Genomic DNA, 17,969 nt, shown 5'->3' on the forward strand with positions numbered 1-17,969 from the left:
ACCGTGCTCAACCTGCTCAACGATCTGCAGCGCGGCCGAGACACTGCGTACCTCTTCATCAGCCATGACCTCAGGGTGGTGCGCTACATGGCCGACCGCATCGGCGTGCTCTATCGCGGCCGCCTGGTCGAGACCGGCTCATCCGACCAGATCTTCGCCGGCCCCAACCATCCCTACACGCAGATGCTGCTGGCGGCGGCCTCCAATGACGGGCAGCCCGTCGCCACGTCAGAGGCGCAAGCCACCATCGAAGCCGGCCCCGGCGGCTGCGCCTTCGCCGGCCGCTGCCCTCTTGCCGACGCCGGCTGCCGCGAGGCGGAGCCCGTGTCCAGGGAGATTGAACCTGGCCATGTCATCGCCTGCTGGAAACGCGGCGGCTGAGTTCGGGCCTACCTGCCGAGACAAAGCCGGTGCACCGGCGACCTGGGCCCCTTCATGCCGAGCGCTAGGTCCGGCAGACCGCCATGACGAAGAACTCGCGGTAGCAGAAGTCAGGATCGTCGAGCAGGCGATCCGGCCGTTGCTTCAGCTCCTGCCAATAGGCCTGGTCGGCGTCAGGCAGGGCGTAGCCCGGCGCGACGCTGGCAAAATAGGCCAGCAGGTCGCGGACATAGTCACGCGTGAAGCGCGGCGCGGGCGCCCAGCGCTCGACCAGCCAGCCCTTGCGGCTGACGACCTCCAGCCCCGCCTGCCGCAGGCGCGCCGGAAGCGTCGAACCGCAATCGGTGCCGAGCACACCCCGGTCGCGAAATCCTTGCAGCCTGGCTGCCATGAAGCGCGCCAGCAGCGCCCGGTCCATGGGCAGGATCTGCAGGATGGTCGAATCGAAATCCTTGACGGCGAAGATGCCGCCCGGCTTCAGCACACGCCTGGCCTCGCCGACGGCAAGCTCGAACTCGGCCGGCGTCAGATATTGCATGACATTGCCCGACCAGACGCAATCGAACGAGGCGTCGGCGAATGGCAGCGACAGGATGCTGCCGACATGCGTGGCAATTTCCGGCGGCTCGGACAGCCTGCCCGCGAGCGCCTCGACGCGCGCGATGTTTTCGGGCGCGAGGTCGAGCGCGGCGATGAAGCCGGAGGGGCCGACGGCCCTGGCAATGAGCGGCAGGAAGCCGCCGCTGCCGCAACCGGCATCGAGCACGCGCCAGCCCGGGCGGATGCCGGCGTCGAGCAAGGCCGCTTCGTATTCAGGGCGCGACGATTCGAAATGAAGGTCGAGCCAGCCGGCCTCGCTCGCTTCGTGACCGGTGGACGTTTGGTTCCTGGCAGACAAATGATGACCCCTATGGCGGCAGGGATAGAAGCGCACCCAACGGCATCACGCAATGCCCTGCGAACCTGACTGGAACTGGCGCCGGCGATTGCCCTCGTGTTTGAAGGCTGGATGGACAGGAAGCGCCGCAGATCGGCCGTGGAGTTCCACTTTGCGGTTTGCTCGAAGCAGACGCTCCGGCGCCACGCTGGAGGTCGCGGCCGCGCTGGGAACGGCTATGCCGGCAGCGACGGCTCGGTGTTGGGCTCCAGCGCCGCTTCCGCCTCATGATCGTCCGGAAGCGGATCGGCGTTCACCGCCAGCGGCCTGCCGATCCAGATCGGATCGACCAGATGGTCGCGCCGGGGGTTGGTCGTGTTCGGGTGGATGAGAATGCTCAAGCCCCGATGGTTCAGCATCAGCCACGGAACGAGCGAAGCAAAAACCTCGTTGGCGAACGAGACCTGGAACATCGCCTGCTCATGCGGGCCGACTTTCTGGTCATGCCAGGCGCCGAGGCGCACGCGAAAGCGTTCGCCAATGCGAAGACGCAGCCATTCGGCCCGCTGCCGCTCGGCCTGCCCGTCATAGTAGATGTGGGCGTGGTAGCTGGCGATCTCCGCGAGCGGCCTTGGACTGGATTCGTTCACCTCGATGTCCTCCCTTCGATGGTTGTCGCTCCCGACGGAAGTGTAGCCGAAGCAGGGAGGCTTTGTCTGCAGACGGTGCAATGCGGTGCCGGAGAACGACCGCATGACCAGCGCTATCGGCAGGAAGCAGTCACCCTCGCCGCCCTGGCCGACAAGGATGCGGTCCTCGTCGGCCAATAAGGACGCGGGGTCACGGGTTGCTGCTTGCGATCCTCCGAAACGGCCCGTCGCCTGCCTTTACCCGTCACCTGCCCTTATTTGAGAGATATGCCGTAAACCGCTGAAATCCTTAACACGATTTTCATTCCACTATCCTAATCACGATGCCATGGCAGGGCATTTCAAGCGCTTGTTTGCTGGCCCCCCTCTTCTGGGGCAGAGCGAAGCTGTGGCAACAGGGATCCTGCGCGATCAGTTCGCTGATCTGAGGAAGGGGATCTTCATTTCCATGCCTATCGGCATGGTGCTGTCGGCGCTGATCCTGGCCGTGCAGATGCTTTCGCACGGCGGCGTTGCCGCGGTTCTCTGGTTTGCGGCGATCAGCATCATCAACGGCGCGCGCCTGACGCTTGCCGTCGCCCAGCCAAACATGTCTGACAGCGGCCCGAAACCGGTCTGCGCCCGGCTCTCCGTTTACGGCGCATTGGCCCTGGCGTCCGGAATAGCCTGGTCTTTCCTCGCCGTGCTGGCGGACGGATACACCACGGCACAGGCGCCGCTCTATCTGATCGTGCTCGCGGGCCTGTCGGCCGGCTCGGTCACCTACTCGGCCTCATACGCGCCGGCCGCTCTCAATTTCATGACGCTGCCGCTTCTGGTCGCCGCTGGATGCGTGGTGGCCAAGGGCGGTATCGAGAATTACGTCCTGGCCTTCACCATCCTGCTTTTCCTGGGCGGAATGGTCAGAAGCTCGCTGGTCGGCGAGGCCAGCTTCCGCGAGACCAGCCGCCTCAAATACGAGGCGAGGGAGTTCGCCGCCGAGATGGACCGCAATTCCAGGCGCGATCCGCTGACGAATTTGCTCAACAGGTACGGGCTCGAGCAGGCGATCCGCCTGCTGGGGCCTTCCGATGGCCCGTTCGTGACCATGCTGATCGACCTAGACGGCTTCAAGTCCGTCAACGACACCTATGGCCACAACATCGGCGACGACCTGCTGGTCAAGGTCGCGCGCAGGGTCGAAAACCATGCGCCGCAGGGCGCGACGATCGCGCGCATCGGCGGTGACGAGTTCGTGCTGCTCTTTCCCGCCGCGAGATCCGCGCATTCGGCCGGCTCGCTCGCCAGCGCGCTCATCGCGGCAATCTCGCAACCGGATCCGGAGCTGAACTCGGTGCGTGTCGGCGCCTCGATCGGCATCTACGTCTCGGACAAACCGCGACTGACGGAAATGCTGCTGCGGGCCGATTTCGCGCTTTATGCGGCCAAGCGCAAGGGCAGGAACGAATACTGTCTCTTCGATGCCGGGCTCGACCAGGCACTGGAGCGCAAGCACTGCATCGAGCGCGACCTGCGCGGCGCCAGCGAAGCCGGCGCGCTGTGCTCATGGTTCCAGCCGCTGGTGCGCCTGGACACCAACGCGGTGGTCGGTTTCGAGGCGCTGCTGCGCTGGCAACATCCGCTCCATGGGGCGATCTCCCCGCCCGAGATCGTCAACGCGGCGCGCGAGACCGGGCTGCTTCCGCTGCTGACCGAAACGGTGTTCCGCAATTGCTGCGCCATGATCGAGGCGCTTGTGAGGAACGGCCGCGGCGATGTCCGGGTCGCCATGAACCTGTCGCCGCGCGAGCTTGAGGCGGGCAATGTCGACGACATGATCCTGGACATGCTGAAGGCCAGGAACCTGCCCGCGGCGATGCTGGAGATCGAGATCACCGAGGAAGCGCCGGTCGACCGCGACCGGGTCGACGAAAAGGTCGGCCGCCTGGCCGACGCGGGCATATCGATCGTGCTCGACGATTTCGGCACCGGCTTCTCGACCCTGGTTGCGCTGAAGGACAGCCGGATCCGCAAGATCAAGATCGACAAGCATTTCGTGCGCGACCTGGCCAAATCCGTGGAGGATCAGGCGCTGGTCAAGACGGTCATCGATCTCGGCCGCACGCTCGGGATAGAGGTCATAGCCGAGGGGGTCGAGACGGACGCCGACCGCCTGATCCTGCGATCGCTCGACTGCGTGGTCGCGCAAGGCTTTCTCTTCTCGCCCGCCCTCCCCGCGCCCGAGGCGCTTGCCTACGAAGCAGCCCATTCCAGCCAGACAATCACGGCGGAAACGCTCTTCGACCCGGCCACAAGGCGTCAAAGCGGCAGCGCCGCCTGACCATGCATCCCGTCATGCCGCTCGCGGCGCGAGGCTTTCCGGCGCGGCCACCTCGTGTAGTCTGACGGTCTCTTCGGGAAAGAGACAAGATGAACACCGCCGAAACCCTGCCCTATCTGTCGTCGGCGATTCTCGATCGCCTGGCGATCTCCACCCCTGACGTGGTCGACGAGATCGAACGCCAGATCGTCGGCCTGAGACGGGGCGAAGTCTGGTGCGCGCCGAAGGCGGCGGTGTGGCCGGGCGACGACCGTTACTTCATGGCGACGCTCGGCGTCGCCTCCGTGCCGCCCGTGCTGGCCACCAAGTCGCTGGTGGTGAACCCGCGCAACGCCGCGCGCGGACTGGCCACGATCAATTCGCTGATCACCCTGCTCGACGCCGAGACGGGCCTGCCGCTGGCCCTGGTCGACGGCAATTGGGTGACGGCCAGGCGCACGGCGGGCCTCAGCGCCGTCGCCGCCCGGCGCATGGCGAACGACGATGCATCGTCCGTCGCCTTCATCGGCTGCGGCGTGCAAGCGCGCGGCCACCTCGAAGCATTCGCCGACCTCTTTCCACTGAGCGAAATCCGCGCCTTCGGTCGCGGCAAAAGCAATCGCGACGCGCTTTGCGAGATGGCCCGGTCGCGGGGCCTCAAAGCCATCCCCAGCGACACGGCAAGGGCCGCGGTCGAGGGCGCCCACATGGTGGTGACGACAGTAACCCTGGTGCCCGAACCCGAACCGTTCCTCGACGCGAACTGGCTGAAGCCGGGAAGCTTCACCGCCATCACCGATCTCGCTCTGCCCTGGCTGCCCGCAACCATGCGCCGCTTCGACCGCATCGTCGTCGACGATTTGGATCAGGAGAAGACGATGCCCAAACCCATGGTCGACCCCACGCTGGTCGCCGGCGACCTGACGGGCCTCGTCTGCGGCGATTTCGTGGGGCGACTGAGCCCAGGCGAGGCCACGGCATTCGTGTTCCGGGGCATGGCCGTGGGCGACCTCGCGGTGGCCGGGCTGGCGTATATGCGCGCGCAGGCGGCGGGGATGCTTGGGGCGTAGGGAACGCGGGAACGGGCGTGAGGTCGGCGCGCTGAAAGGCGATCACGGCTGCGTTGCGCGAGAGGTAGGCCTTTTTGTAGCGAGGTTGGGGACCGACAACCAAGATGCGGAAGCGTAGGAATGGCTGCTTCGCGCCTCACAGCGGTCGTACAAACTAACTTCATCGTTTCTCGAAAGCCGACACTACTTGGGCGACGTTTAAGAGGTTGGCTCATGTCGGCGGCAAGAAGCCAACTCAGAACTTGGCGACCTTGGCCTCAAATCACAGGTTGGCTAGAGTCGGTACCATGCTAAATGCTATTCACCACGTTGCGCTCATCTGCACCGACTACGACCGGTCGCGACGCTTCTACGTCGAACTCCTCGGCCTTGAGCTGATCCGGGAGGTCTATCGGGAAGAGCGGCAGTCATGGAAGGCGGATCTGCGGATCGGCTCCGTCCAGCTGGAATTGTTCTCCTTCCTTGCACCAGTGATGCGGCCGTCCCATCCAGAGGCGACAGGCCTGAGACATCTGGCATTTGCCGTGGAGAATCTTGATCCCGTAATCATGCGCCTGGAAGCCGCCGGCGTTGCCGTTGAGCCAATCCGGATCGACCCATATACAGACCAACGGTTTACCTTTTTCAGAGACCCGGATGGATTGCCGCTGGAACTGTACGAAGTCCCTGCAAGGAACAGGTCGCTTTCGTGACGACGTCATCGACGCGGGAATGGCGGTGACGTGGGAACGGCAGTCGAGCCAACCGTTCGCGACGCTATTGAAAGCCGTGAGGCGGGGCCGTTTTCGCGCCGTCTGCCTGGTCTTACCGAGCCAGGTCCGACTTGGTCAGCCAGTCGCGCACCTGCTCGGTGGTCCGCCGCTCCTGAAGGCCCTCCATGACGAACCCTGGGGCAAAACTCGCCTGTGGCGCCGCCTTTGCTATAATTTCGCGGCTGTTCCCAAGGCCGTAGCCTCCGTGCAGATTGAACGGAATTATGGTCTTCTCGGAGAAATCCTGATTGGCCAGGAATGAACGAACAATCGGTGGCGCCGAAGCGCCCCAAATTGGAAAACCGAGGAACACCGTTTTATAAGAACTGAGATTACTGACGCCCGCTTTGAGTGGCGGCAAGAAATTTCTCTCGCGTTCGTGCGTCGCCTGGTCAACCGTCGCGAAATAGTCGGCGGGATAGGGCGTGGCCGGCTCTATCTCGAACAGGTCGCCGTCGAGGTCACGGCTGAGAAGGGCGGCAATGGTGCGGGTGTTGCCGCTGCGCGTAAAATAGGCGACCAGTGGCTTGCCGCCTGCGCCAGATTCGGCGTTAGCCGATGCAGCGGACATGGCGCTGACGGCGGCCAGCGGAAAAAGCAGCGAAGACACAAGCATCTCTCGTCGAGTCTTTTTTGCGGTGTTGGGCATGATTGTGCTCGGCTTGGTACGCATCATGATCTCGGCGCCGCTTCCACGCCTGAATAGGCCAGCACGGCATCAGGCAGCCTCTGACCTTGCACCTCAATCGCCGCAACCGCCGCATTGAGCTCCGCAACCTCTGACGGCGAAAATTCAATCGAGGCTGCTCCTGTGTTCTCGAGCATGTGGGCCATTTGTGTGGTGCCGGAGATGGGGACAATCCACGGCTTCTGCGCCATCAGCCATGCAAGGGCGATCTGGCCGGGCGTCGCGTTCTTGCGCTTTCCCCACTCCTTGACAAGGGCAACAAGCGCGAGATTATTCGTCAGGTTATCCGGCGAAAAGCGGGTCTCAACGGCGCGGATATCGCCGGGGGCAAAACGCGTAGCCTCGTCAATCGCCCCGGTCAGGAAACCAACCCCCAGCGGGCTCCAAGGCACGAAGCCGATGCCGAGTTCCTCGCAAGTCGCAAGGACCGATTCCTCCGGTCCGCGCCACAGCATCGAGTATTCGCTCTGCACCGCCGTCACGGGCCGTTCGGCATGGGCGCGCCGAAGCGTATTGAGACCCATTTCGCTGAGGCCCCAATGGAGGACCTTGCCCTCTGCCATGAGATCTCCGACGGCGCCGGCAACGTCCTCGATCGGCACCCGCGGATCGACGCGGTGCTGATAGAGCAGGTCGATGCGGTCGGTCCTGAGTCGCTTCAGCATGCCTTCCACCGCGAGCTTTATATGGTCCGGCTTGCTGTTGAGCCCGGGGAGCCGTTTGCCGGTCTCCAGATCGATGTTCCAACCAAATTTCGAGGTGATGGCTACCTTGTCGCGGAAACCTTCGATACCCTCGCCCAGGATCCGCTCGACCTCATGGGGGCCATAGGCTTCGGCCGCGTCGAAGAAGGTTACGCCGTGATCAAAGGCGGCCCGGATGATGTTGTGCATCTCGGTTCGTGTAGGGACCGTCATCTGATAAGTGCGGCTCATATTCTGGACACCAAGCCCGACGGCTGAGACTTCAAGCGAGCCCAATTTCCGGCGCTTTGACACTCCTGCCTGCGGCGCATTTGCGATAATTGGGGAAGCGCCATTCGACTGAGCGTAGGCATCGCTTGCGAGAGGTGCGGCCGCCAGGACGCCTGCCGCTGCAAGCAGGCTGCGACGGCTTACTCGGGTGATTTCTGATCGCATTGCTTATTCCTTCCTTCTCAGTTCATCCAACGCGAGCGATGCGCGTTCTCAGAGCCCTGTCATCTTCAGGACCGCCTCCGGCAACCGCTCGCCTTGCACTTCGATTCTGGACAGACCGACGCGGATCTCGGAAAGGTCGGCCTCGGTCAGCTCGACATCGGCACCGCCGACGTTCTCTTCGACGCGTGAAAGCTTTTTCGTGCCGGGGATCGGCACGATCCAAGGCTTCTGCGCGAGCAGCCAGGCGAGTGCGACCTGGGCGGGCGTTGCGCCCTTGCGACTGGCAACTGCCTTGACCACGTCAACCAGCGCCATATTAGCCTTGCGCGCCTCAGGCGAGAACCGCGGTACCGAATTGCGGAAGTCACCCGCCTCGAACTTAGTGTTCTCGTCAATCTTGCCGGCGAGGAATCCCGCGCCGAGCGGGCTGAACGGCACAAAGCCGATCCCAAGCTCCTCGAGCACCGGCAGCAGCTCGGCTTCCGGGCCACGCCAGAACAGGGAATACTCGCTCTGAACCGCCGTGAGCGGGTGCACGGCGTGGGCGCGGCGAATGGTGCCGACACCCGCTTCGGAGAGCCCGTAGTGTCTCACCTTACCTTCGGCGATGAGATCCTTCAGGGCGCCGGCGACGTCCTCGATCGCCACGTTCGGGTCGACACGGTGCTGATAGAACAGGTCGATATGGTCGGTACGCAAGCGTTTGAGAGCGGCCTCTGCAACCGCCTTGATATGCTCCGGGCGGCTGTTCGTCCCGCCGTTCCGCTTGCCGGTCGCAAGGTCGATATCAAAGCCGAATTTGGTGGCGATGACGACCTTGTCCCGAATCGGCTGAAGAGCTTCGCCGACCAGTTCCTCATTGGTGAAGGGCCCGTAGGCCTCGGCGGTGTCGAAAAGGGTGACGCCCAGATCGAAGGCGCCACGAATGATGTCAATCGACTCTCGATGGCCACCCGTCTCACCATATGTCGACGCGAAGCTCATGCAACCAAGGCCCATGGCCGAGACTTCCAGGTCTTTTCCAAGTGTGCGCTTTTTCATGGGTTTTCTCCTTGTCGTTAGTCTGTTTGAGGCAACAGGCCGGAAGCCGGCAGCGCGGCGCCGTTGCTCCTGCTGGCCGGCAGGATGAAAGCGGCCGCCAAGGCGATCGCGACGATGTTCATGACGGCCGCGCCCAGCATGGCGGCACTGATTTGGTGACCGATCGCCGCAGCTCCCAACGCCGCAGGCTTGGCCGCTGAAGCGAAGACCACGATTAGGACGCTGAGGCCGATCGATCCGCCGAGCTGATGAGCAACGTTGACCATCCCTGAGGCTGCACCCTGGTCGCGAAGTTCGACGCCGTGGACGCCGGCAGCGGTTAACGGCGCCATGGCGGTGCCGTTGCCGATACCGATGAGGATCATCGGAAGCGCCAGCTGCCAATATGTGGCGGTCGCTCCGGCTTGGGCCAACCAGACCAAGCCGACCGCCATGGACGCCAGTGCGCCGATGAGAAGCACGGGCCCACCCACGACACGGGTCAGTCGTGGGATCGTCACCGCCGAGCCGAAGGTCAGAACCGTCATCGGCAGGAAGCCCAGCCCGGCCTGCAGTGCTGTGTAACCCAGCACCTGCTGCATGAACTGCGTGGTGAAGAAGAAGAACGACACCATTGAGCCGATATAGAGCATGCGTCCGGCATAGGCGGCCGACCGCTCCCGGCTGGCGAAGAGGCGCAGGGGCAGTACCGGAAAGGGGGCACGCCTTTCGAACCAGAGGAAGAAAGCCAGGACGACTGCGGCTGCACCAAGGGAAAGCAACGTGACAGGGGTTTGCCAGCCCTGAGCGGCCGAATTGACCAGACCGTAGACCAGTAGGCCCATGCCAAGCGTCGAGGCGACAGCGCCAATAATATCGAAGCGGCCTTGCATGCGTTCGCCGTTCGGAATGATGCGGTTGATCGCGAAGAGGAGGCCGATGCCGATCGGAAGGTTGACGAGGAACCCAATACGCCACGACAACAGGCCCGCAAAAACACCGCCCAGGACCATGCCAAGGCTTGCACCGGCGCCGGCGACGACCGAGTACCATGACAGGGCACGGGTGCGTTCGCTGCCTTCGGCGAAGGTGGTGGAGATCACCGCCAGCACGCTCGGCGCCAGGATGGATGCTGCCAGACCCTGTACGGCGCGCGCCGCGATCAGCTCGTACGACGACTGCGAGATGCCGATCACCAGCGAAGCCAGCGTGAACAGGATGACGCCCAGCTGCAGCGTCCGCTTCCGGCCGAAGGTGTCACCGAGGCGAGCCGACAGAAGCAGAAAGCCGCCGAAAAACAGCAGATAAGCGTTTTGCACACACGTCTGCATGATCGGGCTCATGGCCATGGTGCGGCCGATTTCCGGCATGCCTGTGTAGACGATGGAAAGATCCAGCAGAATCATGAGGTACACGGTCAGCACGGTGGCGAGAACCGTGTTGGGATTCGCTACTTGCCCAGGTTGTACAGTCATTAGCTTCGCTTTCCTTGCCGGCGGCACGACCGCCCATCTCGTGACGTTTACCTAGGCCCGTTTCATTCATTCGATTAGATGCTAATATCGGCAAGGACCAATAAGTGGAGTTAATGAATCCGACGGGAGGACATGACTGACCTGCTCGCGCTCGTGGCCGTCGCCAGGGAGCGCAGCTTCACCCGGGCGGCCGCCCAGATGGGAGTTTCCCAGTCTGCGCTGAGCCAAACCATACGCGGGCTTGAGGATCGGCTCGGGATCAGGCTTTTGACGCGCACCACCCGCAGTGTCTCCACCACGGAAGCCGGCGAGAGGCTGATCAGGGCGGCTGCGCCACGACTGGAAGAAATCGAATCGGAATTGGCGGCATTAAGCGACTTGCGGGACAAGCCCGCCGGCACAGTGCGTATCACCTGCAGCGAAAACGCAGCCGATACGGTCGTGTGGCCGAAACTGGCCGCGGGTCTCGCCGGGTTTCCGGACATCAAGGTTGAGCTGTACATCGATCATGGCTTCACAGACATTGCTGCGGAGCGCTTTGATGCCGGTGTGCGTCTGGGAGAGAGCCTGGAAAAGGACATGATTGCCGTGCGCATCGGGCCTGACGTACGGCTCGTGACGGTAGGATCCGCCGGCTATTTCTCACGAACCCCCCGGCCAGAGACTCCGCAAGACCTCATCCGGCACAATTGCATCAATCTGCGCCTGGCCACGTTAGGCGGTCTTTACGCCTGGGAATTTGAGAAGGACAGCCGTGCCCAGCGCGTTCGCGTCGATGGGCAACTGACCTTCAACACCATCAGGTCCCTGGTGACGGCTGCAGTCGCCGGCTACGGCATTGCTTTCGTTCCCGAGGACAGCGTTTCCGAGCACCTGGCCCATGGCACACTAATAGAGGTACTCAGCGAGTGGTGTCCGCCCACGTCTGGTTTTCACCTCTACTATCCAAGCCGGCGACAGAACTCGCCGGCGTTCCAGACCGTCGTCGAACTGCTGCGCCACCGAAAGTGATGCATCAGTTTTGGAGCCATCGTCCAAAAGGACTGATTTCGAAAATGTCCTACCTGTTAGCCGCCAGTCCGCTCTCGGCCCTACCAAGACGTTCGAGACCTGACGCAAGCCCATGGTAGCGAGCCGCCCGCCCCTCACCCCCCAGCCAACCGCGGCAACAAAAAAATCTCCGCCCCCTCCGGCAGCTTCTTCGACCACGTATCCCTGTAAATCGTCCCGTCGATCGCCACAGCAATCCCGCGGTCGATCCACGGCTCAAAGCCGGGATACTGTTCAGCCAGTTTCCTGAACAGCTCCCTGATGTCCTTGGCTTCGACCTCGACCTTGCTCTTGCCGCCGGCGAGCTGGCCGAGGGCGCCCCAGAGGGTGACTTCGACCATTGCCGCTCCGACCTCTCTCTCTCTAGCCTTCCCGTTCCGCCTCGATCGCCGCCAGGATGCGTGGCGGCGACATCGGGATGTGGGTCATGCGCACGCCGGCGGCGTTCGACACCGCATTGGCGATCGCCGCCAGCGGCGGCACGATCGAGGTTTCGCCGACGCCGCGCACGCCATAGGGGTGGTTGGGGTTGGGGATTTCCAGGATCTGCGTGTCGATCATCGGCAGGTCGGAGCAGACCGGGATGCGGTAGTCGAGGAAGCCGGGGTTCTGCAGCCGCCCGTCCTTGCCGTAAATATACTCCTCGTTGAGCGCCCAGCCGATGCCTTGCGCGGCACCGCCCTGGTATTGGCCCTCGACATAGGTCGGGTGCACCGCCTTGCCGGCGTCCTGCACCACGGTATACCGCAGCACCCGGGTCGAGCCGGTTTCGGGATCGACCTCGATGTCGCAGATATGGGTGGCGAAGGAGACGCCGGCGCCGTCGGCGACCAGCTCGCTATGCCCGGCGATCGGCCCGCCGGTCTTGCCGGATTGGGCGGCGATCTCCTTCAGCGACAGTTTGCCGAGATTGCCGTGCTTCTCGCCCTTGGCGACCGCATGGCCCTGTTCCCAGGCGACGTCGTCGACCGAGATATCCCACATCTGCGCGGCGCGCTCGCGCAGGATCTTTATCGCGTTGCGGGCGGCCGAGATCGTCGCCATCGACGACGAGAAAGTGCCGCGGCTGCCATCGGTCATGTCGTTGTAGCCGAGGCTCGACGTGTCGGCGACGATGGCCTTGACCTGCGAATAATCGATGCCGAGCTCCTCCGCCGCCACCAGCGACAGCGAGGCGCGCGAACCGCCGACATCGACCGTGCCGACGGCAAGCGAAACCGAGCCATCCATGCCGATGTTCAAGTCGGTGCAGGTCTGGCCGCCGAAATTGAACCAGAAGCCGCAGGCCATGCCGCGGCCCTGGTTCTTGCCGAGCGGCGCCTTCATGTGCGGATGGTTCTTCACCGCCTCCAGCGTCGGGCCGATACCGATCGGTCCATAGACCGGGCCGTAGGACGACCTCGTGCCTTCCTGCGCGGCGTTCCTGATGCGGAACTCGACCGGATCCATGCCGATCTCCTTGGCGAGCTCATCGACGGCACTTTCCACCGCGAACGCCGCCATGGGTGCGGAGGGCGCGCGATAGGCCGCGGTCTTCGGCCGGTTGACCAGCACTTCGTAGCCGACGGTCTTGACGTTCTCGAGCTTGTAGCAGGCGAACGCCGTCATGGCGCCGATCTCGGCCCACATGCCGGCATAGGGGCCGCAGCTATAGCGCAGCGTCGCTTCGGCCGCGGTGATCGTGCCGTCCTTGCGGGCGCCAATTTTGACGTCGATCGAGGTGGCGCTGGTCGGGCCTGAGGCGCGGAACACTTCGTCGCGGGTCATCACCAGCTTGACCGGCCGTCCGGCCTTGCGCGACAGAGCGAGTGCCACCGGCTCGGCCCAAACATGGGTCTTGCCGCCAAAACCGCCACCGATCTCGGACGAGGTGACGCGCAGCTTCGAGGCTTCCATGCCAAGCAGCTGGGCGCAATGCTGGCGGTAGACGAAATGCCCCTGCGTGCAGACCCACAGGTCCGCGGTGCCGTCGGAGCTGACGCTCGCGACGCAGGCATGCGGCTCGATATAGCCCTGGTGCGTCTGCTCGGTCTTGAAGGAGCGTTCGACGACGAAATCGGCGTGGCCGAACCCCTCATGGACGTCGCCATGGCCATACTGCGTGCGCTTGGTGACGTTGGACGGTTTGACCGGCTTTTCCTCGAGACCCTCGGTGAAGATCGTGTCGTTGATCAGCGGCGCCGAGTGCTTCATCGCCTCGTCGACATCGGTGACATGCGGCAGTATCTCGTAGTCGACCTCGATCAGCTTCAGCGCTTGCCGCGCCGTGCGCGCGTCGACCGCGGCGACAGCGGCCACCGCATGGCCGTCATAGAGCGCCTTGGTGCGCGCCATGCAGTTGTCGAGGATATCGTACATGGCGGCATCGCCATCGGTGAGATCAGGCAGGTCTTTCGCCGTGATCACCGCCTTCACGCCGGGAAGCTTCTCCGCCTTCGAGGTGTCGATCTTCCTGATTTTGGCGTGCGCGTGCGGGCTGCGCAGGATGCGCCCGACCAGCTGGCCGGCCATGTTGAAGTCGGCGCCGTAGCGGGCGCGGCCCGTCACCTTGTCGACGCCGTCGGGACGGATGGGACGCGTGCCGACGGATGTGAAACTGCGACCGGAGTAGCGCGGATCGAAATTCATCTTGAGGCTCCCTTCATCACGCCGGCGGCGTCCTGGACGGCGCGCACGATCTTGTCATAGCCGGTGCAGCGGCAGAGGTTCCCGGCCAGGCCGAAGCGGATTTCCTCCTCGGTCGGGTCGGGGTTCTTGGCCAGCAGGTCCTTGGCCGCGATCAGGAAACCCGGCGTGCAGATGCCGCATTGCAGCGCCGCGTGCTCCAGGAACTTCTGCTGCAGCGGATGCAGCTGGTCGCCATGCGCCATGCCCTCGACAGTCTCGATGCGCCGGCCCTCGGCTTCCGCGCCCAGCACCAGGCACGAGCAGACCAGCCGGTCGTCGATGATGACGCTGCAGGCGCCGCAATCGCCGGTGCCGCAGCCTTCCTTGGCGCCGGTCAGTCCCAGCCGGTCGCGCAGCACGTCGAGCAGCGTCTCGTCAGGCTGGCAAAGATACTCGACGCTGTCGCCGTTGATAACAGTTGAAACCGCTACACCAGCCATTATTTGCCTCCTGCACGTGCATAGGCGGTCATCGCGGCCCGCTTGGCCAGCACGCCCGCAACCTTCCGTCTGAACTCGATGGTGCCCCGCTTGTCGTCGATGGGGCGGCAGGCTCCGGCGCAGACCTTGGCCAGCCGCTCGAGTGCCGCTTCGTCCAGCTTCCTGCCGATAAGGGCCTCGGCGGCTTCTTCGACCAGAAGCACCGTCGGTGCGGCGGCGCCCAGCGCCACGCGGGCCGCCTTGACGACGCCTTGCTCATCGATGGTCAGGTTCACGCCGGCGCTGACCACGGCGATGTCCATCTCGGTGCGCGGAATGAAACGCAGATACGCATCGCCCGAGCGCGGCGCTTGGCTGTCGAGCAGGATCGCCTCGATGATCTCGCCCTTGGCGAGCGACGTCTTGCCCGGCCCGGTCGGCACCGCCTCGACGGCAATCGTGCGCTTGCCTCCCGGCCCGGCAATCAGCGCCCTGGCGCCGGCCGCGACCAGCGCCGGCACGCTGTCGGCCGCCGGCGAGGCGTTGCACAGATTGCCCGTTATGGTGCAGCGTCCCTGCACCTGCTTGGAGCCGATCAGCTTCGCCGCCTCGACGACGCCTGGCCATGCCTTCTTGAGCGCCGCGTTTTCGCCCAGCACGGCGCAGGGGACGGCGGCACCAATGCTGAAGCCGTCAGCCGTTTCCCTGATCTCGCCCAAGGACGCGATCGCCTTGATGTCGACGATCAGGTCGGGTTCGACAAAACCGCCCTTCATCCTCACCAGGAGGTCGCTGCCTCCGGCGAGAATGGCTGATGTGCCGGCCGATCCGGCCAGCTGGCCGACGGCATCTTCTATTGAAAGCGGACGTATGTAACGCATCGTCTCCCCTTGGTCATGGCTATCTCAGCGACCGTTATAAACACTCTCCTCATAATGGCTATCCGGTTCCTCGTTTTCGGCGATTGGGCCAGGCGCCGCAAAATCGAGTCCCAAATCAACCGGAATTGCCTTAGGCGTCATGCATGTCGTCCAAAACTGCGCTGCGCTTTTGGGATAACGACATACACTAGGACTAAGACAGGCTTGCGGCCGAAGCTTCAAAAAAATCCGGGCGCCTGTGTCGGACCGGCCAGGCCCCCTTCGTCCTTGGGGCATCGAGCAGGCATTATGAAAGGATATGGATATGCCCGGCACCGTACGTTTGCATCGCGTTCTGACGACCAGCCCTGAGAAGGTCTATCGCGCCTTCATCGAAGCCGACGCGCTGGCGAAGTGGCTTCCGCCAAACGGCTTCACCTGCACGGTCCATCACTTCGAGGCAAAGGTCGGCGGCACGTTCAAGATGTCCTTCCGCAACTTCACCACAGGTGGAAGCCATGCCTTCGGCGGCGAGTATCTCGAACTCATCCCGGGCGAGCGCCTGCGCTACACCGACAGGTTCGACGATCCCAATTTGCCCGGCGAGATCCAGGTGACGGTGATCTTGAAAAAAGTCTCGGTCGGCACCGAAATCGACATCACCCAGGCCGGCATTCCGGACGTCATCCCGGTCGAGGCCTGCTATCTCGGCTGGCAGGAGTCGCTCCGGAACCTGGCAAAGCTCGTCGAACCCGAGATCAATCAATAGGGCAATTCCAGGAAAAGCACGCAGCGCCGCTGTCGATGACATGCTCATCGGCGGCGGCGAACGCTGTTGCATTGAGGGCCTTGACCGGGCGATCGCGCGCGGGAATTCTTTCCGGGCACAGGGAGGAGTTTCCATGCGGCATCTGTTGGTTGTGCTGTTCGCCTTGATCCCGGCGACAGCAGCGCAAGCGAGTACAATTTACTACGGCAACAAGGTGGGAATGGATCTCACCATCGTCAAAAAGACAGGCATCGGCTCCACGCACGCCAGCATCCTCGCCAAACACAGCAGGAAGAACGCGATTGTCTACTGCCGCGACTATGGCCACGATTTCTCAGAGGATTGCATTGCCGCGGAAATGAAGGCGCCCCTGCACTTCGAGATCACCGCCAACTGCAAGACCGGCAAATTCACCACCTTCTATGGCGCCAACATGCTGTTCCAGGGCCGCAACAAGGGCACGGATGTGACCACCGACTACCTGATTTCAGATACGGATGAGAACGTCGTGCTCGATGGCTCCGGCGCCTCGTCATACGATGTTACGCTGGACCAGTTCAAAGCGCTCTGCCCCAATCGAGTGCGATAGCGGCGTTTGCGACACTGATCGGAGCAAAACGGAGGCGGAAAAGCATGACCCTGACCAATCGAGACATTGTCGAGCTGACCGAGTGGCGGCGCAAGCTGCACCGGCAGCCGGAAATCTCGAACGAGGAGGAGAAGACGGCAAAAGAGGTGGTTTCCTTCCTCGCCGACACAGGACCGGACAGGGTGCTGACCGGCCTCGGCGGGCACGGCGTCGCGGCCATCTACGACAGCGGCAAAAACGGACCGACCGTCCTGTTTCGTTCGGAACTCGACGCGCTGCCGATCGAGGAACTGTCAGGCGTGCCGCATGCCTCGCAAGTGCCAGGAAAATCGCATATGTGCGGCCATGACGGGCACACCGCGATCCTGGCCGCCCTTGGCCGCCAGCTTGGGCGCGAGCGGCCGGCAAGCGGCCGCGTCGTGCTGATGTTCCAGCCGGCGGAAGAGACCGGCAACGGCGCGGCCGGCGTCGTCGCCGACCCGCGCTTCGGCGAGATCGCGCCGGATTTCGCCTTCTCGCTGCACAATCTGCCCGGCGTGCCGTTCGGCGAAGTCAGGCTCAAGCCCGGCGTGGTCAACTGCGCCTCGCGCGGCATGCGCATCGTGCTGGAGGGCAAGACCGCGCATTCCTCGATGCCCGAGACCGGTGTCTCGCCGATGCTGGCGATCAGCGAATTGATGCCGGCTTTGCCCGCGCTCGGCCGCGCCACCTTCGCCGACGATGATTTCGCCATGGTCACCGTCACCCATGCCGAGATGGGCGAAGCCGTGTTCGGCATCGCGCCCGCGCATGCCGAGGTCTGGGCGACGCTGCGCACCCGCCGCGACGAGCGCATGGCGGATCTCTGCGCCGCAGCGGAAGCGCTGGCCACCGGAATCGCCGGCCTGCATCGGCTGTCCTCCCGCTGGGATTATCATGAGATCTTCGTCGCCAGCGTCAACGCGCCGGACGCGGTGGAACACCTGCAGCGCGCGCTCGACGAAGAGGGCGTCGTGCATGGCGAGGAAGCCCTGCCGATGCGCGCCTCGGAAGATTTCGGCCTGTTCGGCCACAGTGCCAAGTCGGCGATGTTCTTCCTGGGTGCCGGCGAGCGGCACCCTGCCCTGCACAATCCGGACTATGATTTTCCGGATGACCTGATCCCCATCGGCTCGAAGATCTTCATGCGCACGGCACGCAATCTGCTGGGGTGAGTTTGCTGGGGTGAGTTCGCCCGCCGGCGGACGCTGGCCTCGATCTCAAGAACCGCGTTCGCCCGCGCCTG

Annotated in this window: 18 protein-coding genes; 8 read left to right on the forward strand and 10 right to left on the reverse strand. The window is 63.7% G+C overall.

Going from position 1 to position 17,969, the window contains the following annotated elements:
* Positions 1 to 381, forward strand: a 381-nt coding sequence (locus tag JT360_RS27695; RefSeq protein WP_214475749.1) for an oligopeptide/dipeptide ABC transporter ATP-binding protein, incomplete at its 5' end; no start/stop codon positions are given.
* A 64-nt stretch (positions 382 to 445) separates the two neighbouring features.
* Here the strand turns inward: JT360_RS27695 and JT360_RS27700 are convergent.
* Entirely contained in the window at positions 446 to 1,279 is an 834-nt protein-coding gene (locus JT360_RS27700; protein WP_250889122.1) for a methyltransferase domain-containing protein, read from the reverse strand.
* A gap of 215 nt (positions 1,280 to 1,494) precedes the next feature.
* Positions 1,495 to 1,908 carry a DOPA 4,5-dioxygenase family protein gene (locus JT360_RS27705; RefSeq protein ID WP_214475866.1) on the reverse strand — a complete coding sequence of 138 codons (414 nt, stop codon included), beginning with the start codon at positions 1,906 to 1,908 and terminating at the stop codon, positions 1,495 to 1,497.
* 388 nt (positions 1,909 to 2,296) lie between these two features.
* Between JT360_RS27705 and JT360_RS27710 the strand changes: the two genes are divergently transcribed.
* From JT360_RS27710 to gloA2, 3 genes are all read left to right on the forward strand, one after another.
* On the forward strand, positions 2,297 to 4,228 hold the full coding sequence (locus JT360_RS27710) for a putative bifunctional diguanylate cyclase/phosphodiesterase (protein WP_352128554.1): 1,932 nt from the start codon (positions 2,297 to 2,299) through the stop codon (positions 4,226 to 4,228).
* Positions 4,229 to 4,317: 89 nt separating this feature from the next.
* Positions 4,318 to 5,277 (forward strand): ornithine cyclodeaminase family protein, encoded by a 960-nt coding sequence (locus JT360_RS27715; protein WP_214475754.1) that lies wholly within the window; start codon positions 4,318 to 4,320, stop codon positions 5,275 to 5,277.
* A 287-nt stretch (positions 5,278 to 5,564) separates the two neighbouring features.
* A complete protein-coding gene (gene gloA2 / locus JT360_RS27720; RefSeq protein ID WP_214475757.1) occupies positions 5,565 to 5,969 on the forward strand; it encodes an SMU1112c/YaeR family gloxylase I-like metalloprotein in 405 nt (134 codons plus the stop codon).
* Between the two features lie 112 nt (positions 5,970 to 6,081).
* Here the strand turns inward: gloA2 and JT360_RS27725 are convergent, their stop codons facing one another.
* The 4 genes from JT360_RS27725 to JT360_RS27740 are packed head-to-tail and all read right to left on the reverse strand — an operon-like array spanning position 6,082 to position 10,351.
* Entirely contained in the window at positions 6,082 to 6,705 is a 624-nt protein-coding gene (locus tag JT360_RS27725; RefSeq protein ID WP_250889123.1) for a flavodoxin, read from the reverse strand.
* Positions 6,702 to 7,856 carry an aldo/keto reductase gene (locus JT360_RS27730; RefSeq protein ID WP_214475760.1) on the reverse strand — a complete coding sequence of 385 codons (1,155 nt, stop codon included), beginning with the start codon at positions 7,854 to 7,856 and terminating at the stop codon, positions 6,702 to 6,704. Before JT360_RS27730 ends, JT360_RS27725 begins: the two co-directional genes overlap by 4 nt.
* A 48-nt stretch (positions 7,857 to 7,904) precedes the next feature.
* Entirely contained in the window at positions 7,905 to 8,897 is a 993-nt protein-coding gene (locus JT360_RS27735; protein ID WP_214475764.1) for an aldo/keto reductase, read from the reverse strand.
* Between the two features lie 17 nt (positions 8,898 to 8,914).
* Positions 8,915 to 10,351, reverse strand: a complete 1,437-nt coding sequence (locus tag JT360_RS27740; protein WP_214475767.1) for an MFS transporter — start codon at positions 10,349 to 10,351, stop codon at positions 8,915 to 8,917.
* Between the two features lie 117 nt (positions 10,352 to 10,468).
* Here JT360_RS27740 and JT360_RS27745 point away from each other — a divergent pair, with 117 nt between their 5' ends.
* Positions 10,469 to 11,362: a LysR family transcriptional regulator gene (locus JT360_RS27745; protein ID WP_502845495.1), complete on the forward strand. Its 894-nt coding sequence runs from the start codon at positions 10,469 to 10,471 to the stop codon at positions 11,360 to 11,362.
* A 134-nt stretch (positions 11,363 to 11,496) separates the two neighbouring features.
* On the opposite strand, the gene JT360_RS27750 is transcribed toward JT360_RS27745, so the two are convergent.
* Genes JT360_RS27750 through JT360_RS27765 form a run of 4 tightly spaced genes read right to left on the reverse strand, consistent with a single transcriptional unit; the run spans position 11,497 to position 15,368 of the window.
* Complete coding sequence (locus JT360_RS27750) at positions 11,497 to 11,742, reverse strand: MoaD/ThiS family protein (protein ID WP_019859698.1); 246 nt, start codon at positions 11,740 to 11,742, stop codon at positions 11,497 to 11,499.
* 22 nt (positions 11,743 to 11,764) lie between these two features.
* On the reverse strand, positions 11,765 to 14,029 hold the full coding sequence (locus JT360_RS27755) for a xanthine dehydrogenase family protein molybdopterin-binding subunit (RefSeq protein WP_214475773.1): 2,265 nt from the start codon (positions 14,027 to 14,029) through the stop codon (positions 11,765 to 11,767).
* Complete coding sequence (locus JT360_RS27760; protein ID WP_214475776.1) at positions 14,026 to 14,508, reverse strand: (2Fe-2S)-binding protein; 483 nt, start codon at positions 14,506 to 14,508, stop codon at positions 14,026 to 14,028. Before JT360_RS27760 ends, JT360_RS27755 begins: the two co-directional genes overlap by 4 nt.
* A complete protein-coding gene (locus JT360_RS27765) occupies positions 14,508 to 15,368 on the reverse strand; it encodes an FAD binding domain-containing protein (protein ID WP_214475778.1) in 861 nt (286 codons plus the stop codon). Before JT360_RS27765 ends, JT360_RS27760 begins: the two co-directional genes overlap by 1 nt.
* A 304-nt stretch (positions 15,369 to 15,672) precedes the next feature.
* Between JT360_RS27765 and JT360_RS27770 the strand changes: the two genes are divergently transcribed.
* The 3 genes from JT360_RS27770 (at position 15,673) to JT360_RS27780 (ending at position 17,898) form a co-directional block, all read left to right on the forward strand.
* The gene (locus JT360_RS27770) at positions 15,673 to 16,116 is read left to right on the forward strand and encodes an SRPBCC family protein (protein WP_214475781.1); all 444 of its coding nucleotides are present in this window, start codon (positions 15,673 to 15,675) and stop codon (positions 16,114 to 16,116) included.
* Positions 16,117 to 16,249: 133 nt separating this feature from the next.
* Positions 16,250 to 16,705, forward strand: a complete 456-nt coding sequence (locus JT360_RS27775; protein ID WP_214475784.1) for a hypothetical protein — start codon at positions 16,250 to 16,252, stop codon at positions 16,703 to 16,705.
* A gap of 44 nt (positions 16,706 to 16,749) precedes the next feature.
* Positions 16,750 to 17,898: an amidohydrolase gene (locus tag JT360_RS27780; RefSeq protein WP_214475788.1), complete on the forward strand. Its 1,149-nt coding sequence runs from the start codon at positions 16,750 to 16,752 to the stop codon at positions 17,896 to 17,898.
* The last annotated feature ends 71 nt before the right edge of the window (positions 17,899 to 17,969 follow it).

It is taken from the genome of Mesorhizobium sp. dw_380, assembly GCF_018588885.1.
Classification (GTDB): domain Bacteria; phylum Pseudomonadota; class Alphaproteobacteria; order Rhizobiales; family Rhizobiaceae; genus Mesorhizobium.